Here is a 23,419-nt window from a genome sequence, read left to right on the forward strand (position 1 = left end):
CGGGCATTCATGCCGGTGTCGCGGGGGCCGGACCTGCCGGGCCTCCGCGGGGCCTCGACCCGCGGGCGCTCGCCGTGCGGGACCCGTGCCACCGGGCGGCGTCCGGGTGCGGTGGCACGGGAGCAGCCGACGGCCGCCCGGTCGTGGGCAAATCCACGGCCGGGCGGCCGAGTTCGGGCGGCAACCCCGTCACGGGCTCCACGGCCGGGCGTGGCGGGGGCGGTGCGCGGCGGGTTCGCTGCGGACCACGGCCGCCCGTGGGCGGCGGTGGCGGCGGGGGAGCGAGGGAGCGGTGGCGGTCAGGATCGCCGCGAGTGCGGCGGGAACGAGCAACAGCACCATGGCCAGGGTCATCGACGCCTCCCGGGTTCTGGATCGGGACTCCCCGTCTGCCCCGCCCGGTCGGGCTCATGTCAGCGACGATGACATGGCGTGACGGAGCCCTGCGCGCACCCGGTCAGCGCCGGAGGCCGAGCAGCTCGGCCGTCTCGGCGCGCCGGTTCCAGGCGATGACGGCCAGCGGCACCATGAAGAGGAACGGCGTCCCGGCGTTCTGCCCGTGCATGGCGGTGAGTTGGGTGACGAACGCGAACACCAGGAAGACGATGAGCGCCGTCGCGGCCGGCCCGGCCAGCCGCCCGACCAGCAGGCCGATCGCCCCGGCGAGCTCCACCAGCCCGGTCAGGTACATGAACCAGTGGCCCCAGCCGATGGCGTCGAAGACGGCCGTGGCGGCGGGGAGCGCGAGCAGTTTGGGCAGCGCGCTGGCCAGGGCGAAGAAGAGTGCGAGCAGGATCCGCAGCGTCCAGACCGTCCGGAGGGCGGTCCGGCGGGACTTCACGGCGGTGGCGGTGCTGGACATTTCAGGTCTCCCCGGGGCGGCTGTCGTTGCTTTCCCGGGTTTGACCGCCGCCGGCGGCGGAACTCATCGGTCGGGTGAGAGGAAATTTTTTCGCCTGGTCCCCGGCCGCAGGCGGGCCGGCCGAGCCGGACAACGCCGGGTGCAGCGCCGGGTGCCGCTCACCCCAGGGCGAACAGGGGGGCGAAAGCGGCGAACCAGAGGGCCACGAACGTGGCGACGGTCATCACGGGCACGAGGAACCGGGTCTCCAGCCTGCTGCCGGTCCGCCGTATCAGCACGAGCTCGAAGCGCTTGCGGTACGGCCAGAGCAGAGGAACCCCACGACGGGTCAGGCAGTCACCGAGCAGATGGGTCAGAGCGCCCAGACAGACCGCGTACGGAAGCCAGAGCGTGATGCCGGGGAACCAGGCGGCCACCGTGGCCGTCCCGACACCCGCCAGACCGACGGCGGTCACCCATGCCGTCAGGCCGTGCCCGGGAGGGTGCAGGTGCAGGGCCCGCGCCGCGAGGGCGAGGAGAACGAAGGTCAGGGTGAGGGCGAAGGGATGGCCGAGCCGGGTCACACCCAGCCGCGTGCCCCAGCCCGCGAGCGCGACGAACGCGAGGGAGTGCGTGGCGTGGCGGTGGCCGCCGCACAGCCAGGACACCAGGCGGCACAGTCCCCTCGACAGCGGCCCCAGCAGGTGGGCGGGTGTCGCGTCGTGGTGGTCCAGGTCGGGAAGCAGCGAGGCCCCGGCGCACAGCAGCGTTCCGATCAGGACCTCACTCGGCCGCGGTGCCGCACCGAACAGTGCCTCCGGCAGGAACGGCGCCGTCGCCGCGAAGACGAGTGCCCCGCTGACCGCGTGTGACTGGCCCATCATGACGCCCCGTACCCCCGTTTCCCTCCGCCTCCTCGGACGGCCCCGCCCGGCGGCACCGGGTCGCACGGCGATCCGTCTGCTACCCCGACTTCCCCCTCCCACTCCGCCCGCCCGGCGCCGGGCCCCCACGACCTGCTGCGACAACCTCGTCCTCCCGGGCCGGCCGCGCCCCCCGCTGCGCTCCACTCGCCCTCCGTCGTCCCTGCCGCCGTCCGGCTGACGGAGGCCGAAGGTACCGCCGCTCGGCGCCTTGGCCGTCCCCGGCCATTCCGCCCGTCCGGTGTCGTACGGTCCGTCGGCTGTCCGGGGCCGCTGCGCGCCACGCGGGAGTCGCCGGCCGCTGCTTGCCTTCCGCCGTTCCGGCCGCTCCGCGGTTCGCCGCACGCTCGTCGCCGGCTCGCTGCCCGTCCCGCCCGGGCCTCAGCTGCGGCCGTTCGGCTGCTGCCGTACGGCGTCCGTCTCTGGGCCCGGCCCTCGCCGGCGCCCGTCAGCTCCGGTGCCGGAGGGTTTGCGGGGACGGATCGGGGTCAGAAGAGGACCGGCGGGCGAGAGCACGGGTCCGGACGGTGGACATCCCCCCTTCACCGTCCGGGCCCGCGTCGCCGACCGGCCGTCCTGCTCGTCCTGGCCGCCGCGCGTCCGGCCGGCTGCCGGCTGCCGTCCCGGCGCCGAGCTCGCCGCCGCTCGCATCCTGGCCCGTGGTGCCCACCCGCTCCCCGCTGAGCAAGCCCCCACCCCCAGGGTGCCCGGCGCGCCTGACGCGCTTGCGTCCGCCGCAGCCGGCGGGGAAGCGGGGAAGCGGGGTGAGCCTGCGGATCGCCGCCGTGCCCGACCCGGCCGCGTCCACGCGCGAGGAACGGCTGGCGGCGCTACTGGAGGAGACCAGCCCGCAGGCCCGCCGGGCCCGGGTCGAGGCTGCGACGCGGGCGGTCCTGCCCACCCTGGAGCCCCTGCCGCCCGACGGGCGCCTGCCCAAGGGAGCCGTCGTCGCGGTGGCCGCCCTGGCGTAGGAGACCGCTGGCAGGCGGCCGTCCCCGTCCCGCCTGCTGCGGGAGGTCCACGACGCCGCGCGGCCCGCACGCGGGCCGCCACCCGGCAACGGACGTCACCGTCTCAGGGTGTGTCGGGGCCGGCCGCCGCAACCACCCCCATGGTGAACAGTTCCTGGTCCGGCAGCGGGCCGCTCTTCGGCCCCTCCTCTGGTGCGCAACGAGCTGCACAGCCGCATCATGACCGATGTCGGGTGCTCCTCCGAGTGGCGGACGGTGTGCCCGTACGAAGGCAGCGCGGAACTCTGCCCTCAGCGACACACGCGACCCGCGTCGTCGTCGCCTGAGGGGAGCAGCGGCAGTTTCGAGCCGAGCGGCGTGCCAACCCGCTCCCCGTCCGGCTCCGGAGCAGGAAGAGCAGCACCCGGGAGAGCACATGATCGACAGACTGCCGTCACCGCTGGTGAGAGGGCGGGCCCTCGCGATCGTCGACGGTGAGCACTATCCGGAGGTGGTGCGGGAAACGCTGCGCGCGCTGCCCTACCGGGTGGTGGGTGCCCTGCTCGTCGGTGGGACGGAGAAGCTGAGGGAGGCCCCGGACTTCGGAGCACCGCTGCTGACCGGAAGTCTCGCGGACGCGGTGTCCGTCTGCGGGGCCGACTTCGTCCTCGACCTGTCGGACGAACCGGTGGTCGGCGGCCCGGAGCGGATGGCGTACGCGGCGCAGGCGATGGCCTGCGGAGTTCCCTACGCGGGGGCGGACTTCTGCTTCGAGCCGCCGCGGCTGGCTCCGTTCGCGCTGCCGTCCCTCAGCATCGCGGGCACGGGCAAGCGGATCGGCAAGACCGCCGTCAGCGGTCACAGTGCGCGCTTGCTGGCAGAGCGGTGGAAGGTCGTGGTCGTCGCCATGGGCCGCGGCGGGCCGGCCGAACCGGAGGTGGTGACCGACCCGCCCACCCTCACCGACCTGCTGGAGCTGTCCCGCTCCGGACAGCACGCCGCGTCCGACTACATCGAGGACGCGGTGTTCACCGGGGCCGCCACCGTGGGGGCCCGGCGCTGCGGCGGTGGCTTCGCGTCCGCTCCTTTCGCCTCGAACGTCGCCGAGGCGGCCGAGGCGGCGGCGAAGCTCTCGCCCGACCTCGTCCTGTTCGAGGGCAGCGGGACCGTCCTGCCGCCGGTGGAGGCACGCCGGCGCATCCTCGTCATCGGCGGCGGCCAGGATCCCGACCGGGTGTTCGGCTACCTGGGGGCGTACCGGCTCCTGGTCTCCGACCTGGCCGTGCTCACCCTCGCCGACCCGCAACTCGACGTCCGCGCCATGCGAGAGGCCGTCCGCCGGATCCGGGACGTGCCGCTGATCGCCGTCGCCCTGCGACCCCGCCCGGTCGCGGACGTGTCGGGGCGTCGCGTCGCGTTCTTCACCACCGCCGCGCCGCACGTCCTGCCCGGGATGGTCGACCACCTGCGGGCGAAGTACGGCGCCCGGGTCGTCCACGCCACGAACGCCCTCGCCGACCGGAACCGCCTTCGAGCCGAACTAGCCGACATCCAGGCTGAGTTGTACCTCGTCGAACTCAAGGCCGCCGCCGTCGACGTCGTTGCCGAACACGCTGAACGGCGCGGTGTCCCGGTCGTGTTCTGCGACACCGAGGTGGCTCCGCTGCCCGGCGAACCCTGCTTCGACCGGGCGGTCCTCACGCTGGCCACCGAGGCGATCGGCTGAGGTCCGGAAGGCCGGGGCGGCCGACCGCGACTGCGGTCGGCGGTCGAGGTCCCGGACCCCGGCCCGCTGCTCGCGATCGCGGCCGGCCCGACCGCCGCCGCAGACACCCTGTGGACCGCGATGATCAGCCGGCCCGACGTCGGCCTCGCGGCCGCCCGCGCCTACGGCCTGCCCTGGGAGCGCACCCTGCCGGCGGACGACCCCGGCGACCACTGGGCCGAAGTCGCCTCCGTCCTCGCCGACGCCTGCGACACCGGCGGCGGGAGGAGCCATGGGTTGGGGTGGTCGGCTGCCCAGCCCGGTGGTCGTGGCCGGTTCGCGTAGCCGGCGAGGAGCACGGCCAGGGGGGCGGGCAGGCGACGATCGCCGACGCGCTCCACGTCCTGCCCCCGTCCGAGTTCGGCGGGGCCCGGGACGAACGCGCCGCCATGCCGAAGAGGACCGACGCTCCGCTACGGGCTCGGCGCGCTACGGCGTCGTGGGCCCCACCCAGCCGGTGGGGACGTGGCCGAGGCGGACACGCTGGGGGTGGTGGCCGACGGCGATCGAGGCGGTCTTGCGGCCGGTCGCGAAGTCGATGGCGGTGACTTGGTCCGCGCCGCTCTCCGAGATCAGGCAGGACCTGCCGTCCCCGCTCACCGTCGCCCAGTACGGTTTGGACGCGGGCACCAGCGGCCCCTCCTGGAGGGTGGCGCGGTCGACCACCGTCGCGTAGTCGTCCACGGTGCCCGCGACGCAGATCCGGTCGCCCGACGGGCTCATCGACAGGCCGTGGTGGCGGGAGTCGTTGGGCCAGGTGGTGCGGTCGGTACTGGCGGCCGGGTCGAGCGGGAGGGTCTTCACCCGGGTGATCCGGTCGGCGGCCACGTCGTACTCCAGGAAGCCGTTGAAGAAGGACACCTGGAAGTAGAGCCGGGTGCCGTCCGGGGAGAAGACGGCGGGCCGGACGGCGTTGGAGAGGCCGCCGAGGCCGGCGTCGTCGAGGCGCTTGCGCAGGTCGATCTCGCGGATCGGGGTGAGGGTGACCGCGTCGACGACGGTGATGTGCCGGTCGCCCTTCGTCCAGTCCAGCCAGGGCGCGTCCAGGGCGGTTTCGACGTTGCCGATGGACATGTTCCACAGCTTCCGGCCGCCGTCGGTGAAGACGTTCTCGTGCGGCTTGTCCCCGGTGCGGAACGAGCCGAGTTCGGCGCCGGTGCGGACGTCCAGGACGTGCACGGTGTTGGCGGTGGAGGCGGAGACCGCCACCCGGGTGCCGTCGGGCGAGAGCGCCATGTGGTCGGCGCGGTAACCCGCCACGGGGAAGCGCCAGTTGACCCGCCCGGTGGCGAGGTCGAGGGAGACCACGTCGGCGAAGCTGGGCCGGGAGACGACCATGGCGGTGCCGTCCGGAGTGCTGTACATGTCGTCGACGAACTGGTCGTGGCCCTCACCGGGGCCGAGCCTGATGCCGAGGAAGTAGCCGAGCTTGACGGGGTTGAGGTAGATCTCGGCGAGCCGCTGGTCCTTGTCGGGGATGACGTTGATCCGTCCGACCTTGCTGAGGGCGCCGGAGGATTCGATCACGTCGGCGGTGCCGTCCCAGTTGTTGCCGACGAACATCACCTCCCGTAGCGTCGGGGCGGCTGCGGGGGCGGCGCTGCTGGTGGCGGCGGCCGGGGCGAGCAGGCCGAGCGCGAGCGCGAGGGTGCAGAGGGATCGGACGCCGAGTCGGCGCCGGGGGCCTGTCCTGGACATCGTCGCTCCTTCGTGGGGGTGGCACGACGGCTTGTGAGACGGTCTGTCAGCTTGCGCCATTCGACGGTAGGGAGGGCTTGGTCCGCTGGCAAGACGTCGGCGGCGGACGCGTTCGCGGCGAGGCCGTCCGCCCGTCGCCTTTCTCGCTTGCCGCTGTCCCGGTCCGCTCGCCGCGGTCCGGAGCCTGCACGCGGCCGTCCCGGCCCGGACTGCTCGTCGGCTGCTGCGCGCTGCCGGGGCCGGTCCCCGGCCGGGACCGCGTCGTGGTCCTGCTGCTGTTCGCTGCGAGCGGGCGGGCGGATGGCGCCGAAGACCTGGCCGTTCTCCTGGGCGACGTGCAGGGGGATCAGGCACCGTACGGTGCCGGCCTGTGCTCCGGCGACGAAGGAGGAGGCGGCGGGGCGCCGGGTGGCGGCGTTGATGTCCGTGGTGAGCACGGACGTGTCGAGCAGCGCGCGGCACAGGGGAGCGTGCTGGTCGAGGGTGTGCCGTCGAACCGGCGCCGGATCGGTCTTTCGCGCAGCGTAGTGCGGGTGCCGACGGGCCGGGGCGGGATTTGGCGGCCGCCCACCGGCAGGCCCCGCCCCCACCGCTCACCTGTGATGCGGCTTGCAGCCGGGCGCGGGTGCCGGGGTGCCGGGGTGCCGCGCCGAAGGTGCGCGGGTTGCTCGCCGGCATCGGCGGTGAGTTGCCCGGGCATGGACCGCGGTTCGTCGGCCGCCGCTGGGCGGGCGCTGCCCGGGCCGGCCGGGGCAGCGGTGGTTCCGGGCGGGCAACCCTTCGGTGTCCGGCCGCAGTTCGGCCTCGTGGTCGGCATCCCCTGGTAAGTCTACAGTTGTAGACTTGCGAAGGATGCTTCCGGCCCGCCGCAGCGGCGTGCGGGCGCGCGTGGCACGCCCAGGAGAGGGGAGACACGGGAATGGATCTCGAACTGGCCGGCAGGCGCGCACTCGTGACGGGTTCGAGCGCGGGGCTCGGCGAGGCCACGGTGCGGCTGCTGGCGGCCGAGGGGGCGGCGGTCGTGGTGCACGGGCGGGACCGGGAGCGCACCGAGGCTGTCGCCCGGCGGATCCGTGAGGCCGGTGGAACGGCCCACGCGGTCGTCGGCGACCTCGCCGACGACGACGGCGCGGCCGAAGTCGCCCGCGCCGCCACGGCGGACGGTCCCGTGGACATCCTCGTCAACAACGCGGGCTTCTACCGGCACCTGTCCTGGGCCGAGGCCACCCCCGAGGAGTGGCGGCGCACCTACGACGTCAACGTCGTCTCGGGCGTGCGCATGATCCGGCACCTGGTCCCCGCGATGCGCGCACGCGGATGGGGACGGGTCGTCACCATCGGCGGGGGACTCGCCTCCCAGCCCACCGACGCCCTTCCCCAGTACAGCGCCACCCTGGCCGCCCGGCACAACCTCGCCGTCTCCCTGGCGCGCGAGCTCAAGGGCACCGGCGTCACGTCCAACACGGTGTCCCCCGGGGCGATCCTCGTCGACGCCACCCGGGACCTCCTCACCGGCATCGGACCTGGCCACGGCTGGGGCGAGACCTGGGAGGAGATCGGGCCCAACGCGGTGCGGGCCATCGCCCCCAACGACCAGGAACGCTTCGGCGAACCCGGGGAGATCGCCGCAGCCGTCGCCTACCTGTGCAGCGCCCAGGCCCAGTACGTCAGCGGGGCGACCATCCGCGTCGACGGCGGACTCATCCGCTCCGCCTTCTGAGCACCCGCCTTCTGAGCACCTGCCGTCCGGGCACCCGGCGCCCGCCAACTCCGGCGGCCCGGGCGGCTCCAGCAGCTCGGGCGCCTCCACGCGGCTTCAGGCGGCTCCGGCCGGGCGGGATCACCCGCGGGCGCCACCGGGAGCGACGAGCGGTTGCAGCATGTCCGCGAGCAGGTCGGCCAGACGCCCGTCGTCGGCGGCGGCGAGCGCGGAGGTGCCGACGACGCTGCGCAGCAGCCATGTCCCGGCGACCAGGGCGAGAGCGAGCTGGGCGCGCACGTCCGCGTCCGGTCCTTCCAGCAGGCCCGCCAGGCGGGCGCCCACGTGGGCCTCCACGCCCCGGCGCATGATGCCGGCCGCCTCCGGGTCCGGGGCCGAGCGCAGCAGCAGGAGGAACGGGTCGAGCCGCTCGGCGCCCGCGGCGGTGCGCTCGGCGAGGGTGCGGGCGATGGCGTGTGCCAGGGCGGCGGGTTCGTCGCCGACGACGGTCGGCGGGGCGAAGGCGCGGTCGACGGCCTGCGTGAACAGGCCTTCCTTCGAGCCGAAGTAGCGGTTGATCATCATCGCCGTCACGCCCGCCCGCTCGGCGATCTGCCGTACCCCGGCCGCGGCGTAGCCGTGCTCGGTGAACTCCACGACCGCGGCCGCGAGGATCGCCTCGCGGGTCGCGGCACCGTCGCGTCTGCGGGCGGGGGGTGCGCTGGTCATGGCCAGGAGCATACGGGGCCGGGGGTGCGCGGCCTCGCGGCCTGCGTCCGGCCGCGGCGCCGCGGGGGGCGGGGTGGTGCCGTATCGAGGGGGCCGGCTTCGGACGGCCCCCTCGACACGTTCTCCCTCGGGGCCTACCCCATCGTGAGCAGGGCGAGAGGAACGGCGGGGCCAGGCTGCGCATCGTCTCGCGGCCGTCGTCGATGTCCGCAAGCGTGATGTGGAAGGCGTCGGCCATGAAGAGCAGTTGCACGGCGGTGGTGGTCTGCTCCGCCGGGGTCGGGTTCGGTTCGGACAGCCACCGTGTCTGCCCCCGCTGCGCGGCCGGGGCCGGACCCCGGCCCCGGCCTTCCTGGCGCAGGATTGCGCCACGCCCCTGACAGCGGTACCGGCCTTTCCCAGCGGGAGAACGCCGCGCCCGTACAGGGCGCTCGGTGACCTCGCGTCGCACGGCATGGTCGCCTCGGACGGCAACATCAAAACCGAGGACCGGGCGGTTGGTCGCCGCCGCCGGGTCGGACACGGCCGCGGCGGTGCTGGGGGTGGTCCGCGCGCAGAGGGCCGCCACCGCCCGGAGCGCCCAGCACGCGAGGCGGTCGGTAACCGCCTGCGGTGGGGCGGACCGGGGTGAGCGGGATTCAGTTGTGGGCGCCGAATGCCTTCCGAAGGAGTTCGCTGAACTCGGCGGGGTGCGTGGTCAGGCCGGTGTGCCCGCCGGGGAAGTGCTGGAGTTCCGTGCCGAGACGCTCGGCCAGGAAAGCGGCCGAGCGATAGGGCAGCTCGCCGCGTGAGTCCTGGCCGCCGACCAGCACGAGCCGGTCCGACAGCGCCTCCAGTCGGTGGATGTCCGGGGAGTAGGCCATGAAGTCGGGCACGATGCTACCGAGGAAGTACGGCAGGTTGGCCATCGTCCGTTCGGCCCGTGCCGCCGCCTGTGGCGGGAGTGTGATCTCGGCCTTCGGTTCGGTGGTGTCGCCGTCCTTCTTCAGGCCCGCGGCGAATTCGGTCATCGCCGGCATCAGCCCCTGGGTGTGGAACACCTCCTGTACTCGTGCGATGAGCGCGCGGTGTTCGGCCGCGTCCGGCAGGACCTCCACCACCGGCGGCTCGTGCGCCACCACGCGTTCGAGGCGTTCGGGATGGGCGGCGAGCAGATGCAGGGCGGCGATCGCGCCCGAACTTGCGCCGAACACCCGGGCGGGCGCACCGGGCGACAGCAGGTCCAGCATCCGGAGCGCGTCGTCGGCGTGCTCGGCCACGCGCTGGTCGGCCTCGGGGTCGTCCAGCGGGCTGCGGGACATGCCGCGCGGGTCGTAGGTCGCGACGGTGTGCTCGGCGGCCAGGTCGTCGGCGATGCCGTCGAAGGACGCCGCGTCGCCCGCCCCTCCGGGGATCAGCAGCAGGAGCGGGCCCTGGCCGCGTACTTCGTAGTGCAGGGTCGCGCCATCCACGCGCAGGCTGCCAGTGGTCGGGTCGGTCATGCCGAGTCTCCTTCTCGGGACGGGGGCCAGTGCTCCAGGAGGGTGTGCAGGGCATCGAGGGCGCGGGCCCAGGACTGCTCGGGCGAACGCTCGTGCGCGAAGCCGCCCGCGGCCTCGAGGGCGACGAATCCGTGGAACGTGCTGCGCAGCAGCCGGACCGCGTCGGTCAGGTCGGGTTCGGTCAGTCCGTAGCCGCGCAGCATGCTGTAGGTCAGTTCGACCGCGCGCCGTGGTCCGGGCGCTTTCGCGGCCAGCTCAGGGTCGATCTGGATCGGGATCTGGGTTGCCGTGTAGCGGCCCGGACGCTGGTGGGCGTACTCCCTCCAGGCGTTCGCGAACGCGACCAGTGCGTCCTTGCCCGCCAGCCCGGCGGTCGCCTCCGCGATGCGGATCGTCTTCTCGTCCGCCGCCAGCAGCGCGATCCGTCCACGCAGATCCTCCAGGTTGCGGACGTGCGCGTAGAGGCTCGCGTCCTTCACACCCAGCCGCCGCGCCACCTGCGCCATGGTCACCTGGTCGAGCCCGATCTCGTCCGCCAGCTCGGCGCCCGCGATCGTCACCCGCTCCGCCGTCAGCCCGGCCCGCGCCATGCGCCCTCCTCAAGGTTTCCTAATGCCTCTAGTTATAGACTAGGGCCCCAAGGAAAGCAAGGTCGGGGCATGTTCACCGGGGCGTCCAGGAACTGCAGCGCGCCGGCCATCTGGATCGAGGAGCGCGCCGTTGCGTGTACCGGTGCTCCCGGCCGGGCGCGTCGACTGCGGCCGCGCGTCCCCCCTGGACAAGGGACCCGCACCACCGCACCGCGCCCTCTCCTGGTTGCGCCGGGGGGACCGCACCGTGCGGCGGCGCACCGGATTCGCAGGGGGCTTGTACCTTGTCATCCTGTTCGGGCACGGAGGACCCGAGCAGCTCCAGCGCATGGTGCCGAGCATCGAGCGGCACCCGGCCATCGCGCAGGGGCGGCCCGAAGCTTCCGCAGCCGTACCTGCCTGGATACGGCTGCGTTCGGCGCCGGACACCGCACCGGGCCTCGTGCCCGGACTTCATCCGAGCCATGTGATCGCCAGGCCAGTGGCAAGAATCGGGATGAAGGTTGGCGTGATCTTGCGACGAACCGGGGCGCCTCTCCTGTCACGATATTCGCACCGGGGAACGGCGTTCGCGCAGAGGGGGATTCGCTGCCCGTACCGCTTCCCGGGGCCGGGCGCCTGCCCGGCAGGTATTCGATCTCTGGGGGATTCATGAAGCTGTCCCGCGTGGCACTCGTGGTGGCCACCGGCGCGCTGGCGCCCCCCTGCTGCTGTCCACTCCGGCCCTCGCGGCCACCGGTATGTCCTCGTCGTCCGGCACCGCCGTCGTCGCGACCACCGATGCCGACTCGCCGTACGACACGATGTCGGAGGACGACCTGCGGATCGCGATCCTGCGCATCATCGCCGACCCCGCCACCGGCAGGGGCGTCAACCGCGAGGCGCAGAAGGCGCTCGACGGTACCGTCGACGACCTGCGGTACTTCCTGAAGACCGGGCGCTGGATCGCGCAGGACGAGGACAACCTGGTCGCGATCGCGACGATCCTCGCCGATCCCACCTCCGGCAAGGCCGTGAAGCGCGAGGCGCAGAAGGCGCTCGACGGTACCGCCGCGGACCGCACGTACTTCCTGCAGACGGGCCTGCGGCTCGCCCAGGCCGAGGACGACCGCGTGGCGATCATGCGGATCGTCGCCGACCCGGCGAGCGGTGACGCGCTGCGCGCGGCGGCGCTGAAGGCCTTCGAGGGCACTCCCGAGGAGATGCGGTACTTCCTGGAGGTCGGCCGGTACAACGTCTGACCGGTCAGGCGGCACGGGGCAGGGGCGGCCCGCACCACTCGGTGCGGGCCGCCCCTGCCATGCTGCTACGGCAGGGGCGCCACCTCACGCTCGCCGACGTGAGGGGCGCGGCCATCGACGTACGTCCGCAACCCCCACCCCGTCGGCCAGGATCGCCACCGCACGGATCGGCCGGACTGCGCTGGCCGCTGGCTCCTGGACCTGGGCCCGGGCGTGGGAGGAGGTCGTCGGCCCCGACATCGCCGGGCACGTCCAGCCCGTGGAGTTCGACAAGGCCACCGGGACACTGGCCCTGGTCGCGGACTCCGCGGCATGGGTGCAGCAGGTGAGGTGGCTCGGCGGGCAGTTGGCCCGGCGCCTGGACCACGGGTGGTGCTGCTCCACGACGGCCCGCCTGGCCGTGACCGGTGCGATCGCCCGGACGGCGTGCGGCACGCCCTGTCCGGCCGGTCCGGATGAAGAAGGCGGACCGGCCGGGTGCTGCGCCGGGAGTTCCTGGATGGGCTCAGCCTCGGCGAGGACGCGCTTCCCGCCCGGTGAAGGGCCGGTCGTGGCCACCGCGCGGTTGGGCCGCCACCCTGGCCTCCCCGGGACGGCGACTGCCGGGAGCATGAGCTCGTCCCCGCCGCCGTCGTTCCGGCTCGCGGGCGGGATGCCGCCGACCGGCGCCGTGGCTCACTGCGGCGGGCCGGGGTTGCGCTGGCGGTACTCGCCCGGTGCGCCGGTTGAGGCCGGGCCCTCGTCGGTGCCGGCGACCCGCCAGGAATCGGGGTCGGGCCGGCGGCCGTCGGGTTCCTGGCCAAGGGCGGCGCGGGGCACCGGCTCGGGCGGCCTGGTTCGGGCGGCCCGCCGGCGCCCGCCCCAGACGAACGCGCCGATCAGGGCTGCGGCGATCAGCACGGCGGGCAAGATCAGCACGAGCAACGGGGGGCCGCTGGACGTCTGCGCCAGCAGGGACGGCGTGTCGAGCACCGGGTTCTCCTCAGCAACGGGGGAAGCCGCGCGCGAGCACGGCGTGGTCCCCGGGCGCTTGCCCGAAACGACCGGGTGCATGCGGCCCACCTGCCCCGATCAGGTGGCGGCGCGGCCGGAGGCGGTTCGCACCGCCAACGCCGCGCTGTGTCCGTGCCAGCCGTGCCGGGGCTCGATCGGCGGAGGAAGGCCGGCTCGGAGCTGGAGCTGCGGGAGAAGGCCTGGCCGGCTGCCGGACCAGCCGGAGGGCGCCGCCCGTCTTGACCCTGCCGCCGACGTGGAGGTCCAGCGTGGCGGCGACGGGGCACGAGGTCGGATTGCCGCCGGCGAGCCTCGGCTGCGGCACCCATGGGCCGGACCAGACCCTCCTGGTGGCGGCCGCGCGGGCGTGGGACGGCGCCCTTCTGCCTGTGCCCTGCGCTGCGGTGGCGCGCTGGTCTGCGCCCCGGATGACCCGTGGTGGGAGGACCGGGTGTTGCACGCCAAGCTCTACCCGGCGAAGGGCCGCACGTGTGACCTGTTGGTGTGACTCTTCTCAGTGAAGGCGTGAGGCCTTGTCGTAGGCCTCACGGACGTTCGAGGGAATCCGCCCATGGTCGTTCACGACCATGCCGCGGGTGCGGGCCCAGTGCCGTACCGCCTCGTCCTCCGGTTGCGCCTCGTCGCGCTTGCGGGGCCGCACGGGCGTGCCCGGGCCACTCCAGTCCCCGGTGGGGACTCCTTCGAGCAGGTCCGCCGCCTGCTGGAAGAAGGCGGCCAGCGACGCCCAGACGCCTTCGTCGGGCAGGTAGTACTCGGCCCACGTGCCGACCGTCCCGTTAGCTGTGTCCAGGAACGTCCCGTACAGGCCGTCGCGCTCCGCTGCGATCGGGACCCACTCCGGGCGCCACGACGGGCAGTCGGGATCACCGGAACTCCGCTCCGCGGCGAGCTGGTGGAGGTAGACCCGCTCGATGTCTCCGAGGCCGAGCAGAAGATGACCGCCGGGAACGGGCACGTCGCACCCTCGCTCCACCAGGGTCTCGCGGGGCTCGGCCAGAAAGCCGGTGTCCAGATCCTGCGCGAGGAGCCACTGCCGCAACTCCGCCGGCAGCTCCAGGCCCATGCGCACCTCGGCCCGGTCGATGGCCTCCAGGGTCCCCGGCCTGCCGAGGGCGGCGACGATCCCGGGATCGTAGTGTTCGAGCCATGAGGTGAACCGCGCCCAGGCCGCCCGAACGTCTCCTGCTCCGTCCACCGGAGGTCCCCTCAGTCGAGCGACAGATGATCATGCATGGGACGACCGTAGACGGGACCACGGACAAGGACAGCGGCCTGGGACAAGCCCGGGTGCGCGACGCTGCTGCCGGGCCCCAGCGGCCGCCGTCCTCCCGCCCGTGCCCGCCTGCCGCCGTCCGGCCTGGCAGCTGCGCGCTGCTGTACGGTCGGTCGACGTCGTCCGTGCGCCCCCGCTCCGCTGCAGGCATCCCGGCCGGGTTCAGCGCTCGCTGTTCCGCCCCGCGCCGGTCGCTGGCTGCCGTCCGGCCGCTGCCGTCGTGCCTCCGCCGTCCTGGTCGCCGACGAGAGCGGGGCCGCGGTGGTGGCCACCGACCTGCTGCGCCGGCCGTCGATGGGTTCGGGGCGATGACCGGCCATTATCCGGCTTACGGGCTGGCTTCCTGAGCAGCGATCACCGCTCAGTCCCAGACGGGCTCGCCTCGGTGCGTTGTCGTGGACAGCACTTCGCAGCCCATGCTGCGGATGGCCGCGAGAAGGGTTGATCGCACGCGACCTTCGTCTTCGGGTGGGAAGGCGACGCGGATCTGGTGTCCGTAGGCCGTCTCGTAGGTGAGCCTCCAGCCGAGCTCGGTGGCGTCGAAGTGGTCCTGACGGTCGCCCTCTTCGTTGTAGCCACCCCGGTCTGCGGTGGGGGACAGGGCCTGCTGGAGGATTCGAAGGCGCTCGGAGTAGGTCCGCTGGCCGTCCGTGAGCTTGATGTAGACGTGGCTGAGCGCGCGGAGCGGTTCGAACCATGGGTCCGTGACGTGCTCGTTCGCAGCGAAGACGCTGGTGTTGAGCCGTCCGCTCAGCCACCCGTGGAGGAAGCCGACCGCGCTGGTCTCGTGGGCGTCGTAGTACCACCCGCGCGGGTTCCAAACGACGACGGTCCAGGTGTCCGGGTGGCCGTCGGTTACCCAGCACAGCCGGTCGCCGTTGTCGGTGGCAGCCCATTCCAGGAGGCCGCCGGCCTCCGGAAAGTAGGGGTAGGGGCACTTGTCCGGGTTCGCCTCACGGAACGGTCGCTCGTTCTCCAGCAGCTGCCGGGCGAACTGGAGCAGGTGATTGCGGCTGCCGAACGGAGTGAGGGGGGTGATGAAGTCGACGAACTGACCCGAGCCGTAGGAACCGATGAGGGACTTGAAATCGGAGGGAAGTTCGAGGCCGAGGGTGCTCTCGACCTGCGTCCAGTCGCCGCTCGCGTTGACGGGGTTCGTCGGTGGGGGGACCAGGGCGACCAGGTCGTCGATCGTCGTCATACGGGCGAGGCTATCGAGGAGGAGCCCTTGTCCCGTCAGGTGGGGTGGATGTGGGGAGGTATCTGCCCCACCGTTGCCGGCCTGGGCACGACCTACCCACCTGAGCGTCTGCGGTCCGGGCTTTGGGCTGTCCGGACAGCCGGCTCGTGACCGGTCCTGTCCGGTGGCAGCCTGAGCCCAGCCCGGACGCACGCCTGTCCTCCTGCACTGAGCGAAGGCACACCACGGCGGCCGGGCGCGGCTCGCCCCCAGGAAGAGCACCCAGGCTTCATGCCTACCAGCGGCCGTTCGGACCCCCTCACGGTGACGGTATCCGAACGGCCCATTTCATCAACCGCTGATCGACCTCCCCTGAACACGCACACCAGGTTCAGGCACAGCCACTGAGCTTGTTCTTTAACCTCGGTACCCTGGATGCCGGCGTCGTCAAGGTAGTGCCAGTGGACGGGGCATATCGCAGTGATCGAGTCCGTCAGGTACCCGTCGCAGTGCTCTGGCTGCGGCTCAGAGATGGAGTGCGTCGGCGTTCAGGCGTTGGTCGGGCGAAGGCTTGAATGGGACATCGGCTACCACTGCTCCGTCTGCGGAGACGCGTTGTACGAGTGCGGGCCAGGAGGAAGCGACATACCGGATGACCTGCGTCAGCGTCTTCTGGCTGAGCACGGCGAGGCGAGGCTCGTACTCAGTGATCCTCTCGCCAGTCCGGTCCTCGTGATGAAGGTTCTTCGCGCCGAGCTGGGCGGGGACCTGGCACAGGCGAAGGGGGCGTTCCAGCAGATCCGGGCGGGCGCGTTCGCAGGGACGATGCCCGAGATGGTTCTTTTCGTCCATCGGCTGCGTGCCGCTGGCGTTGAGGCGAAGGCGGAACGTCCGCAACGGTCTGACGAGGCCTCAGCTCGTGGCTGATCACGGGTTCTAACGTTCTCCGGACAGCGGAGCACCCTTGGGGTGATCATGTGCGCTGTCGAGACGCTGGTGATCGAACCAAGGCTGTGATGGTGAGTCTGCTGGACAATGCCGCCCGTATCGAGGTGGTCGAGCGCACGCCCGCCGGCACGCGAGAGACTACGAACGCCTCGTCCAGCACAGCGAGTCGTTGATCACCTGGGCGGCCATCACCCTGATGACCAGGCGAATCACCCAACGGCAGTCCCGCAGGAAGAACCAACCACCACCCCGCGAAGCCCAGCGGGACTGATCGTTCTGGCGACCGGTCGACCGAACGCCCTCCGGACCTCCCGGAGAACCGGCCGACGCCACTCTCCCACGGCTACTGACCGCCCGCCGGCAAACCGCCAGCCCTGCCGCCAGAACCTGGCTCAACTGGTGCGGTGTCGGTTCGTCCGTGGCGCCCTCAGACGGGCGACCGTCTGACGGGCGGCCTCGCGGTGGTCTGGGCGGGGCGCCGGCACACGGGGGCCGGCCAGGTGCTTGCCGGTGAGTGACTTGGCGCCGACCGCGGTCCAGTCCGCGCGACGCACCACGGCAACGTGCCCTTCCACATGGGCTTTGTGGTCCTTCCAGTCGTCGGCCGGCGCCATCAGGACACGAAGATCCTGATCGTTCAGCCACTCAAGGCCGAGAATCTGGCGGCCGAGATGATGCTCGATGAGCGACGGGGTGATGCCGGTCTTCAGATGGACGAGCAGGAGCTCCCCCTCGAAGCAGTAGCCACCGTCGTACTCACCGGATCCCACCACGAGGAGGGGAATTGTCGGATGGAAGGCCATTGCGTTCACCGGGTACTGCGAGCGCAGGAGCCAGCGGCGCCGGGCGCGATCGGTGACGTGGAAGACGCCGACCGTATTGGCCTCGTCGAACTCGTGCGCGCCAGCCACGGCAACCATGCGTCGCCCCTTGTCCGCGACGGCCAGGATGGGATCGCCGATCTCGGCGAAGGGGTCGCCGGGGGCATCGCCGACGGCGGGAAACGAAGTCACACCGAGAATCTTCGCAAGGATCCAAACGACCTATGCAATCGGGCTTTCCTGAGCCTGTTCGATTCCTGATCTGGGCTGATGCTCGACGGCGGATCGAAAGCAGGTACTCAGCTTGCCGTTTAACCTCTGGCGGAGCCCCAGTGACGTGGGTACGTTCCTGGCGGTGACTTCGATGGAGATGCAGGGCCTCGTGTCGATGACCGATGGAGCGCAGTTGCGCTGGAAGGCGTTGGGGGACACGGCTCGGCGGCCAGCCGTGGTCTTGCTCCATGGTGGTCCCGGTCTGCCGGACTATCTGGGTGATATCGCCCCCATGGTCGCGGACCTTGCGCCTGTGTACTGGTACGACCAGCGTGGAACGGGTCGATCTTCCTGGCGGGGTCGTCATTCCTTCACTCGGCATGTCGAGGATCTCGCCGAGCTCCTCGACGTGTGGCAGGTGCCCGAGGCCGTGCTGATCGGGCACTCCTACGGCACCAATCTGGCGAGTCGGTTCTGTCTGCGGCACTCTGACCGGGTGGTGGCCATGCTGCTGATGTGCGGGCCGTTCGTCGGTGATTGGCGTACCGGGGACCGAGCAGAACGCGACCGCCGCATGTCCTCAGCCCAGCGGGAGCGGCTCCGCGAATTGGAGGATCTGCCGCATCGCTCGGAAGAGCAGGAAGTCGAGCTGCTCACGTTGGCCTGGTTCGCCGACCACTCCGATCCGGAACGAGGGTGGCGCTGGGCAGCCCAGGCTGCTCGGCGGCGTCGACCGGTCAACTGGTCCATGAACGCCGAACTAGGTTTGGAAGGGCGCGCCGATCCGCTCGATGATCACCTTGCCGAGTTGCGTGCACGCCTGCCTGCGCGGGTGGAACTCCTCGGCGGGGTTGACGATCCCCGTCCTGTGTCGGCGCTTGAATCACTCGCGCTCCTGCTCGCTGTCCCGCTGACCCGGATTGAGGGCGCAGGCCATGAGCCCTGGCTGGAGCAGCCCGATGTTGTGCGTGCGCACCTTCGGCGATTCGTGCAAGGCGCCGTGGGCACATAGGGCTTCGACAGGCTCGCTGGCTGGCTTGTCCCCGGCTGTCCGGCTTCGAATGCCGCATCGAACGCGATCACCCACATGGGTGTTCGTCGGACGTGGGCGCGGCCCTCACGTGATCCTGAACTCGACCAAGAGATAAAGGACTTGATGCTAAGGTCGCAGTGATGGCTGTGGTAGGGCAAGGTGTGCGGGGCGAGCCGTTCGCGGAACTGTCACGCTTCCGGGGAGTCTTCTACGACTGCCTGACCGGACGGCGCGACGCCCTGTTCGAGCTGGCCGACGCGGTGCTGTGCAGCGACGGGCCGGTGAAGAGCCTGGTGGACCTGGCGCTGGCGCCCGAGCACCGGCGCGGGCACGGTGCGCTGAACAAGGGCCGCCTCGACGTCGACCGGCTGCGGACCGAGCTGGCCGGCCTGTCGCTGCCCCGCGCCGCCGACGGCCGACTGGTGCTCGCGGTGGACGTCTCGCCTTGGCTGCGGCCGGACGCCCAGACGTGCCCGGACCGCTCCTTCTGCCACACCTACGGCCGTGGCGAAGCCAAGCACCAGATGATCTCCGGCTGGCCGTACTCCTTCGTGGTCGCACTGGAGACAGGCCGCACGTCATGGACGGCGGTCCTCGACGCGGTGCGGCTGGAGCCCGGCGCCGACCTGGCCGCCGTCACCACAGCCCAACTCCGCGTCGTGATAGTCCGGTTGATCGGCGCGGGGCAGTGGAAGGCCGGTGATCCGGAGGTCCTGGTGGTAATGGACGCCGGCTACGACGCCCCGCGCATCGCCCACCTGCTCGGCGACCTGCCGGTGCAGGTCCTGGGCCGGCTCCGCTCGGACCGGGTGATGCGCCGCCCGGCACCGACCCGGGCCGAGTGGCACGCGGCTCACCCGGCCGGGGGCCGGCCGCCCAAGCACGGCGGCGAGTTCGTCTTCGGCGACCCCGCCACCTGGGGCGCCGAGCAGGCGGTTACCACCACGGCCACCCGCCGCTACGGCACCGCCGTCGCCCGGGCCTGGGACCGGCTCCATCCCCGGCTGACCTGCCGCGAGGCCTGGCTGGACCATGACGACGAGCTGCCGCTCCTCGAAGGCACGGTGATCCGCCTGGCCGTCGAGAAGCTGCCCAGTGGCGGGGTGAATCGGCCGGTCTGGCTCTGGTGGTCGCGCACCGGCGCCGGCCCGGCCGACGTCGACCGCTGCTGGCAGTCCTTCCTCCGCCGCTTCGACCTGGAGCACACGTTCCGCCTGCTCAAGCAGACCCTCGGCTGGACCCGCCCCCGCCTACGCGGCTCGGCGGCAGCCGACCGCTGGACCTGGCTCGTGATCGCCGCCCACACCCAGCTCCGCCTCGCCCGCTCGTCGCCGACCTCCGCCACCCCTGGGAGAAGCCGGCAGAACCGAACAAGCTGGATCAGCTGCGGCGCCAAAGGGTCGCTAGCTGTACTGACCACAGAGGTTAGTGACGGGGTTCACGACCGGGTGATCTTGAAATGAGTGAGGGCCTTCTGGCTCGGTGTGGATTGCGACATCTGCACCGGCACCAGAAAGGCCCTCATGCCCCACCGTAACGCACCGCTGACCGAGACGGGACGCCTGCGTCTGGCCCGCTGCGTGGTCGAGGACGGCTGGCCGCTGCGGCGGGCCGCCGAACGCTTCCAGGTCTCGCCGACCACGGCCAAACGCTGGGCGGACCGCTACCGCGCGCTCGGTGAGGCCGGCATGAGCGATCTCTCCAGCCGCCCGCATCGCAGCCCGCGCCGCCTGCCGACGCGCACCGAGAGGCGGATCGTCAAGATCCGCGTCCTGCGCCGCTGGGGACCGGCACGCATCGCCTACCCGCTCCGCCTGAACCCAGCCACCGTGCACCGGGTCCTGGTCCGCTACCGCCTCGCCCGCCTCGCACACCTCGACCGTGCCACCGCCCGCCCGGTGCGCCGCTACGAACGCGCCACACCGGGCGAGTTGGTCCACGTCGACATCAAGAAGCTCGGCAACATCCCCGACGGAGGCGGCCACAAGGTGCGCGGCCGCGCGGGCAGCCCGTCGCACTCGGGCGTGGGCTACAGCTACCTGCACAACGCCGTCGACGACCACTCCCGCCTGGCCTACAGCGAGATCCTGCCCGACGAACGCAAGGAGACCGCAGCCGCATTCCGGGCCCGGGCGAACGAGTTCTTCACCCGGGCCGGGGTCACGGTCCAGCGCGTGCTGACCGACAACGGAGCCTGCTACCGCTCACACGCCTGGCGCGATGCCCTCGCCGCCGAAGGCATCGCACACAAGCGCACCCGGCCCTACCGCCCGCAGACCAACGGCAAGGTCGAACGCTTCAACCGCACCCTGCTCGACGAGTGGGCCTACGCCAGGCCCTACCGAACCGAGCAGGAACGCCGCGACGCCTTCACCGACTGGCTCCACACCTACAATCACCACCGCGGACACACCGCGCTCGCAGGCAAGCCGCCCGCCAGCCGCGTCCCCAACCTCACTGGTCAGTACAGCTAGCCGGCCCGGCTGGACCCGGCGTGGTGCGCTACCGGAAGGCCCGGGCGAGGGTGCAGGCGACGGTTGCCACCGGGGGCAGGAAGCGGGCTGCGGCCTCCCCCAGCAAGTGGGCCTGCAGGGCCCGTTGGTGGGCGGCGCCGACGAGCAGCAGGGCCGCGGCGGACGGGTCCAGCGCGGCAGGGAGCCGGCCGGTTGCCTGGCGGGCCCGGACGGCGTCGGCGACCGCCCCGAGGGCGAGGTGCGGGCCGACCTCTCCGCCGCGTTCGGCGAGCAACCCGCGCAGCTGGGCGTCGGACTGGACGGCGCCCAGGATCGGCATGATCCGGCGGTAGAACCGTTCGAGGCGGGCGAGCAGGGCGGCGAGGTCGGCCTCCAGCTCGGCGCCGGGGTCGGCCTCCGCGGCCCCCGGGGCGGTCGCGGTCCCCGCGGCCCCGGCGGCGGTTCCGGACGCGGGCCCGGCGGCACCCTCCGGCGCGCCGAGGACGGCCGTCGCGTCGGCGAACGCGGGCAGGTGCAGTCCGATGACGGCCTGGAGGAGGCCCAGCCGGTCGCCGAAGTGGTAGAAGATGCTCGACTCCGCGACGCCCGCCCGGCGGGCGATCTCCTTGGTGGACAGCGCCAGCCCGGCCTCCCCGAGCGCCTCCTCGGTCGCCTTGAGCAGCGCCTCCCGCACCCCGGTCGAGGGCCGACCGCTTCGCGCCTGAGCCATCTCCGGCCTCCGTCTCTCCCTGTCGCCCCGACTTCTTGAGTAATTGCTCAGGAACAGGTTAACTTACTGATGGATCGCTCAGTAAGTCGCTCGGCGATCCGTTCGGATCCGTCTCGGGAGGGGACCCATGACCACCGTCGAGTACCGCAAGAACGCCGTTCGCCGCCTCTACAAGGCCCTCGAAGCCGGCGACGTGGACGTCGCCGACGAGCTGTTCACCGCGGACTTCGCCACCAGCGAGGGCAAGCATCAGAACGTGCGGGGCCCGCAGGGCTTCAAAGACGCCATCCGAGAGGTGCACGCCACCCACACCGACCCGTCGTTCGAGATCCTCGACCTGCTCGGCGAGGGCGACGACGTCGTCGTCCGCTGGCGCATGACGGCCACCCACACCGGCCCGCTGATGGGCGTCCCGGCCACAGGCAAGCGCGTCAGCACGGAGGCCTTCGCCCTGTTCCGCTTCGTCGGCGACCGCATCAGCGAGCGGCACGCCGTCATCGACCGGCTCGGCCTGGTGCAGCAGCTCAAGGGGGAGTGACCCGGACACCGCCCACACCGCCGACGGGCGGCGCACGTCCGGCTGATCTGCCAGCAGTCCGGTTGCGCCGCCCTGGCCCCGCCTCGCTGCTCAGAGGCCGGCCGGGACGACCTGCTGCGCCGCCGTCCCGGGCCTGCTGCGCGCCCCTGCTCGGCCGCCGCCGTCCTCGCCCCGGGCCCGCTCCGCGGTCGTCCGGTCCGCCGGCCTCTCCCGGGTCCGCAGGCCCTGCCCAGGTGCTGTCGCGTCCCTTGTCCCCGCTCGGACCGCTGTCGCCGCCCGTTCCCAGCGCGGATGCCCCCCGGATCCCCCTTCCTCGGCCCGGGCCGCGAGAGCACGACAGCACCACTTGCTCCCCCCCCCCCGCCCCCACGGCCCGGCGCAGCCGGAGCCCACCCCGGCCCTGCTCGGCGCCGCTCGGCTTCGCTCGGCGCCGTCGGTTGTCGGTGGCCGTGGTTAGGGTGACGATCATGAATCTGACGGCAGTGATGATCACGGTGGATTGTGCGGAACCGCAGGAGCTGGCCCGGTGGTGGGCCACTGCGTTGGGAGGGCAGATCGCCCAGGACCACGGCGACTTCGTCATTGTCAAGGCCGAGCCGGTGGCACTGGGTTTCCAGCGGGTGGCCGAGGAGCGGCGGGGCAAGAACCGGGTGCACGTCGACTTCGCTGCCGCGCCCGGTACGAGCCTGACGGCGGAGGTGGCGCGGCTGGTCGCTCTGGGTGCAGTGTCGTCGGCGAGCACAGCGTCCCGGGCCTCACCTGGACCGTGCTGCAGGACCCGGCCGGCAACGAGTTCTGCGTCCACTGAGAGCAGTGCCACCGTGCTGGTCGCAGCCGTTCGGCGATGACTGCGACCAGCACGGCCGACCACGGTGGACGGCCGTGCTTGCGCTCCCCGTCCCCGGGCACCGAGGCGCCGGGCGCGCGGCCACGACCGGTCGCTCGGGCACGGCCGGTCGCCGGTCAGCGGACCGGGTCGCCCACCCCCTGGGGCCGACAGGCTCCCCGAGAGCCGCAGGCGACACCGTGCCCCCGCCAAGGGGCCGCCAGGCCCCACCTCCGTCTGCGGTTGAGGGCCAGTCAGGCACCGCTGCGCGGGGCGTCAGTGAGGGCCCGCCACAGAACCGGTGGTTACGGCTCGGGCCCCGACGCTGCGGTCCCGCACCGGGACCAGGGTGCCGTCCACGATCCACAGCCGCTCCACGCCCGGCACCGGGCGTGGAGCGGCCTCCAGCGCCAGGAGCGGGCCGAGACGCCGGACGATGCGAAATGCCCCGCACCAGACCTTCTGGAACAAGC

The 23,419-nt window shown here is 72.4% G+C and carries 22 protein-coding genes and 4 pseudogenes; 12 read left to right on the plus strand and 14 right to left on the minus strand.

The annotated features are described in order from the left end of the window. Window positions 1-189: 189 nt before the first annotated feature. From ACZ5GH_RS37525 to ACZ5GH_RS37535, 3 genes are all read right to left on the minus strand, one after another. Window positions 190-354 (minus strand): hypothetical protein, encoded by a 165-nt coding sequence (locus ACZ5GH_RS37525; protein ID WP_387760824.1) that lies wholly within the window; start codon window positions 352-354, stop codon window positions 190-192. Window positions 355-457: 103 nt separating this feature from the next. Further along, window positions 458-862, minus strand: coding sequence for a DoxX family protein (locus tag ACZ5GH_RS37530; protein ID WP_387760823.1), 405 nt, complete (start codon window positions 860-862; stop codon window positions 458-460). A gap of 158 nt (window positions 863-1,020) precedes the next feature. Next, window positions 1,021-1,725: a metal-dependent hydrolase gene (locus ACZ5GH_RS37535; protein WP_464336639.1), complete on the minus strand. Its 705-nt coding sequence runs from the start codon at window positions 1,723-1,725 to the stop codon at window positions 1,021-1,023. Window positions 1,726-2,528: 803 nt separating this feature from the next. Between ACZ5GH_RS37535 and ACZ5GH_RS37540 the strand changes: the two genes are divergently transcribed. The 3 genes from ACZ5GH_RS37540 to ACZ5GH_RS37550 all read left to right on the plus strand — a co-directional run bounded on the left by ACZ5GH_RS37540 (window position 2,529) and on the right by ACZ5GH_RS37550 (window position 4,764). Next, complete coding sequence (locus tag ACZ5GH_RS37540; RefSeq protein ID WP_387760821.1) at window positions 2,529-2,735, plus strand: hypothetical protein; 207 nt, start codon at window positions 2,529-2,531, stop codon at window positions 2,733-2,735. A 415-nt stretch (window positions 2,736-3,150) separates the two neighbouring features. Continuing rightward, the gene (locus tag ACZ5GH_RS37545; protein ID WP_387760820.1) at window positions 3,151-4,440 is read left to right on the plus strand and encodes a 2,3-diphosphoglycerate synthetase; all 1,290 of its coding nucleotides are present in this window, start codon (window positions 3,151-3,153) and stop codon (window positions 4,438-4,440) included. A 120-nt stretch (window positions 4,441-4,560) separates the two neighbouring features. Next, window positions 4,561-4,764 (plus strand): hypothetical protein, encoded by a 204-nt coding sequence (locus ACZ5GH_RS37550; protein WP_387760819.1) that lies wholly within the window; start codon window positions 4,561-4,563, stop codon window positions 4,762-4,764. 144 nt (window positions 4,765-4,908) lie between these two features. Here the strand turns inward: ACZ5GH_RS37550 and ACZ5GH_RS37555 are convergent, their stop codons facing one another. Next, a complete protein-coding gene (locus ACZ5GH_RS37555) occupies window positions 4,909-6,177 on the minus strand; it encodes a YncE family protein (protein WP_464336640.1) in 1,269 nt (422 codons plus the stop codon). A gap of 919 nt (window positions 6,178-7,096) precedes the next feature. Between ACZ5GH_RS37555 and ACZ5GH_RS37560 the strand changes: the two genes are divergently transcribed. Beyond that, complete coding sequence (locus tag ACZ5GH_RS37560; protein WP_464336641.1) at window positions 7,097-7,897, plus strand: SDR family NAD(P)-dependent oxidoreductase; 801 nt, start codon at window positions 7,097-7,099, stop codon at window positions 7,895-7,897. 120 nt (window positions 7,898-8,017) lie between these two features. Here the strand turns inward: ACZ5GH_RS37560 and ACZ5GH_RS37565 are convergent, their stop codons facing one another. The 3 genes from ACZ5GH_RS37565 to ACZ5GH_RS37575 all read right to left on the minus strand — a co-directional run bounded on the left by ACZ5GH_RS37565 (window position 8,018) and on the right by ACZ5GH_RS37575 (window position 10,676). Further along, a complete protein-coding gene (locus tag ACZ5GH_RS37565) occupies window positions 8,018-8,605 on the minus strand; it encodes a TetR/AcrR family transcriptional regulator (protein ID WP_464336642.1) in 588 nt (195 codons plus the stop codon). Window positions 8,606-9,243: 638 nt separating this feature from the next. Next, the gene (locus tag ACZ5GH_RS37570; RefSeq protein ID WP_464336643.1) at window positions 9,244-10,086 is read right to left on the minus strand and encodes an alpha/beta fold hydrolase; all 843 of its coding nucleotides are present in this window, start codon (window positions 10,084-10,086) and stop codon (window positions 9,244-9,246) included. After that, the gene (locus ACZ5GH_RS37575; RefSeq protein WP_464336644.1) at window positions 10,083-10,676 is read right to left on the minus strand and encodes a TetR/AcrR family transcriptional regulator; all 594 of its coding nucleotides are present in this window, start codon (window positions 10,674-10,676) and stop codon (window positions 10,083-10,085) included. The genes ACZ5GH_RS37570 and ACZ5GH_RS37575 overlap by 4 nt, the downstream gene beginning before the upstream one ends. 740 nt (window positions 10,677-11,416) lie before the next feature. Here ACZ5GH_RS37575 and ACZ5GH_RS37580 point away from each other — a divergent pair. Together ACZ5GH_RS37580 and ACZ5GH_RS37585 are read left to right on the plus strand one after the other, a co-directional pair. Beyond that, entirely contained in the window at window positions 11,417-11,917 is a 501-nt protein-coding gene (locus ACZ5GH_RS37580) for an ALF repeat-containing protein (RefSeq protein WP_464336645.1), read from the plus strand. A 181-nt stretch (window positions 11,918-12,098) separates the two neighbouring features. Beyond that, window positions 12,099-12,266 (plus strand): annotated as a pseudogene (locus ACZ5GH_RS37585) (DciA family protein); the annotation flags it as partial. A gap of 326 nt (window positions 12,267-12,592) precedes the next feature. On the opposite strand, the gene ACZ5GH_RS37590 reads toward ACZ5GH_RS37585, so the two are convergent. The 4 genes from ACZ5GH_RS37590 to ACZ5GH_RS37605 all read right to left on the minus strand — a co-directional run bounded on the left by ACZ5GH_RS37590 (window position 12,593) and on the right by ACZ5GH_RS37605 (window position 16,236). After that, window positions 12,593-12,889, minus strand: coding sequence for a hypothetical protein (locus tag ACZ5GH_RS37590; protein WP_387760682.1), 297 nt, complete (start codon window positions 12,887-12,889; stop codon window positions 12,593-12,595). A 535-nt stretch (window positions 12,890-13,424) separates the two neighbouring features. After that, complete coding sequence (locus ACZ5GH_RS37595; RefSeq protein WP_464336646.1) at window positions 13,425-14,126, minus strand: Lsr2 family DNA-binding protein; 702 nt, start codon at window positions 14,124-14,126, stop codon at window positions 13,425-13,427. 439 nt (window positions 14,127-14,565) lie between these two features. Next, window positions 14,566-15,405, minus strand: coding sequence for an SMI1/KNR4 family protein (locus tag ACZ5GH_RS37600; RefSeq protein WP_464336647.1), 840 nt, complete (start codon window positions 15,403-15,405; stop codon window positions 14,566-14,568). 504 nt (window positions 15,406-15,909) lie between these two features. Beyond that, window positions 15,910-16,236 (minus strand): hypothetical protein, encoded by a 327-nt coding sequence (locus ACZ5GH_RS37605; RefSeq protein ID WP_387760679.1) that lies wholly within the window; start codon window positions 16,234-16,236, stop codon window positions 15,910-15,912. A gap of 211 nt (window positions 16,237-16,447) precedes the next feature. Here ACZ5GH_RS37605 and ACZ5GH_RS37610 point away from each other — a divergent pair. Continuing rightward, window positions 16,448-16,549 (plus strand): annotated as a pseudogene (locus ACZ5GH_RS37610) (IS5-like element IS4811 family transposase); the annotation flags it as partial. Window positions 16,550-16,724: 175 nt separating this feature from the next. On the opposite strand, the gene ACZ5GH_RS37615 reads toward ACZ5GH_RS37610, so the two are convergent. Continuing rightward, window positions 16,725-17,345: a hypothetical protein gene (locus tag ACZ5GH_RS37615; RefSeq protein WP_464336648.1), complete on the minus strand. Its 621-nt coding sequence runs from the start codon at window positions 17,343-17,345 to the stop codon at window positions 16,725-16,727. Window positions 17,346-17,490: 145 nt separating this feature from the next. Here ACZ5GH_RS37615 and ACZ5GH_RS37620 point away from each other — a divergent pair, with 145 nt between their 5' ends. From ACZ5GH_RS37620 to ACZ5GH_RS37630, 3 genes and pseudogenes are all read left to right on the plus strand, one after another. Next, entirely contained in the window at window positions 17,491-18,378 is an 888-nt protein-coding gene (locus ACZ5GH_RS37620) for an alpha/beta fold hydrolase (RefSeq protein ID WP_464336649.1), read from the plus strand. A gap of 161 nt (window positions 18,379-18,539) precedes the next feature. Next, window positions 18,540-19,798, plus strand: a pseudogene (locus tag ACZ5GH_RS37625) (NF041680 family putative transposase); the annotation flags it as partial. A gap of 124 nt (window positions 19,799-19,922) precedes the next feature. Next, window positions 19,923-20,873 carry an IS481 family transposase gene (locus ACZ5GH_RS37630; protein ID WP_464336650.1) on the plus strand — a complete coding sequence of 317 codons (951 nt, stop codon included), beginning with the start codon at window positions 19,923-19,925 and terminating at the stop codon, window positions 20,871-20,873. A gap of 28 nt (window positions 20,874-20,901) precedes the next feature. Here ACZ5GH_RS37630 and ACZ5GH_RS37635 read toward each other — a convergent pair whose 3' ends face one another. Continuing rightward, complete coding sequence (locus ACZ5GH_RS37635; RefSeq protein ID WP_464336651.1) at window positions 20,902-21,582, minus strand: helix-turn-helix domain-containing protein; 681 nt, start codon at window positions 21,580-21,582, stop codon at window positions 20,902-20,904. Window positions 21,583-21,709: 127 nt separating this feature from the next. Here ACZ5GH_RS37635 and ACZ5GH_RS37640 point away from each other — a divergent pair, with 127 nt between their 5' ends. Both ACZ5GH_RS37640 and ACZ5GH_RS37645 read left to right on the plus strand, forming a co-directional pair. After that, window positions 21,710-22,120, plus strand: a complete 411-nt coding sequence (locus tag ACZ5GH_RS37640) for an ester cyclase (RefSeq protein WP_387760677.1) — start codon at window positions 21,710-21,712, stop codon at window positions 22,118-22,120. 467 nt (window positions 22,121-22,587) lie between these two features. Further along, window positions 22,588-22,968, plus strand: coding sequence for a VOC family protein (locus ACZ5GH_RS37645; protein WP_464336652.1), 381 nt, complete (start codon window positions 22,588-22,590; stop codon window positions 22,966-22,968). A gap of 273 nt (window positions 22,969-23,241) precedes the next feature. Here ACZ5GH_RS37645 and ACZ5GH_RS37650 read toward each other — a convergent pair. Then, window positions 23,242-23,387: pseudogene (locus tag ACZ5GH_RS37650) on the minus strand (IS5/IS1182 family transposase); the annotation flags it as partial. Between the last annotated feature and the right edge of the window lie 32 nt (window positions 23,388-23,419).

The sequence above is a fragment of the Kitasatospora sp. Xyl93 genome (genome assembly GCF_055383135.1).

Excerpts from the sequence above, each read along its gene's own strand:
- ACZ5GH_RS37525 (WP_387760824.1), bottom strand. The coding sequence starts at position 354 with ATGACCCTGGCCATGGTGCTGTTGCTCGTTCCCGCCGCACTCGCGGCG.
- ACZ5GH_RS37530 (WP_387760823.1), bottom strand. The coding sequence starts at position 862 with ATGTCCAGCACCGCCACCGCCGTGAAGTCCCGCCGGACCGCCCTCCGG.
- ACZ5GH_RS37535 (WP_464336639.1), bottom strand. The coding sequence starts at position 1,725 with ATGATGGGCCAGTCACACGCGGTCAGCGGGGCACTCGTCTTCGCGGCG.
- ACZ5GH_RS37545 (WP_387760820.1), top strand. The coding sequence starts at position 3,151 with ATGATCGACAGACTGCCGTCACCGCTGGTGAGAGGGCGGGCCCTCGCG.
- ACZ5GH_RS37550 (WP_387760819.1), top strand. The coding sequence starts at position 4,561 with ATGATCAGCCGGCCCGACGTCGGCCTCGCGGCCGCCCGCGCCTACGGC.
- ACZ5GH_RS37555 (WP_464336640.1), bottom strand. The coding sequence starts at position 6,177 with ATGTCCAGGACAGGCCCCCGGCGCCGACTCGGCGTCCGATCCCTCTGC.
- ACZ5GH_RS37560 (WP_464336641.1), top strand. The coding sequence starts at position 7,097 with ATGGATCTCGAACTGGCCGGCAGGCGCGCACTCGTGACGGGTTCGAGC.
- ACZ5GH_RS37565 (WP_464336642.1), bottom strand. The coding sequence starts at position 8,605 with ATGACCAGCGCACCCCCCGCCCGCAGACGCGACGGTGCCGCGACCCGC.
- ACZ5GH_RS37570 (WP_464336643.1), bottom strand. The coding sequence starts at position 10,086 with ATGACCGACCCGACCACTGGCAGCCTGCGCGTGGATGGCGCGACCCTG.
- ACZ5GH_RS37575 (WP_464336644.1), bottom strand. The coding sequence starts at position 10,676 with ATGGCGCGGGCCGGGCTGACGGCGGAGCGGGTGACGATCGCGGGCGCC.
- ACZ5GH_RS37580 (WP_464336645.1), top strand. The coding sequence starts at position 11,417 with ATGTCCTCGTCGTCCGGCACCGCCGTCGTCGCGACCACCGATGCCGAC.
- ACZ5GH_RS37600 (WP_464336647.1), bottom strand. The coding sequence starts at position 15,405 with ATGACGACGATCGACGACCTGGTCGCCCTGGTCCCCCCACCGACGAAC.
- ACZ5GH_RS37605 (WP_387760679.1), bottom strand. The coding sequence starts at position 16,236 with ATGGACGAAAAGAACCATCTCGGGCATCGTCCCTGCGAACGCGCCCGC.
- ACZ5GH_RS37630 (WP_464336650.1), top strand. The coding sequence starts at position 19,923 with ATGCCCCACCGTAACGCACCGCTGACCGAGACGGGACGCCTGCGTCTG.
- ACZ5GH_RS37635 (WP_464336651.1), bottom strand. The coding sequence starts at position 21,582 with ATGGCTCAGGCGCGAAGCGGTCGGCCCTCGACCGGGGTGCGGGAGGCG.
- ACZ5GH_RS37640 (WP_387760677.1), top strand. The coding sequence starts at position 21,710 with ATGACCACCGTCGAGTACCGCAAGAACGCCGTTCGCCGCCTCTACAAG.
- ACZ5GH_RS37645 (WP_464336652.1), top strand. The coding sequence starts at position 22,588 with ATGAATCTGACGGCAGTGATGATCACGGTGGATTGTGCGGAACCGCAG.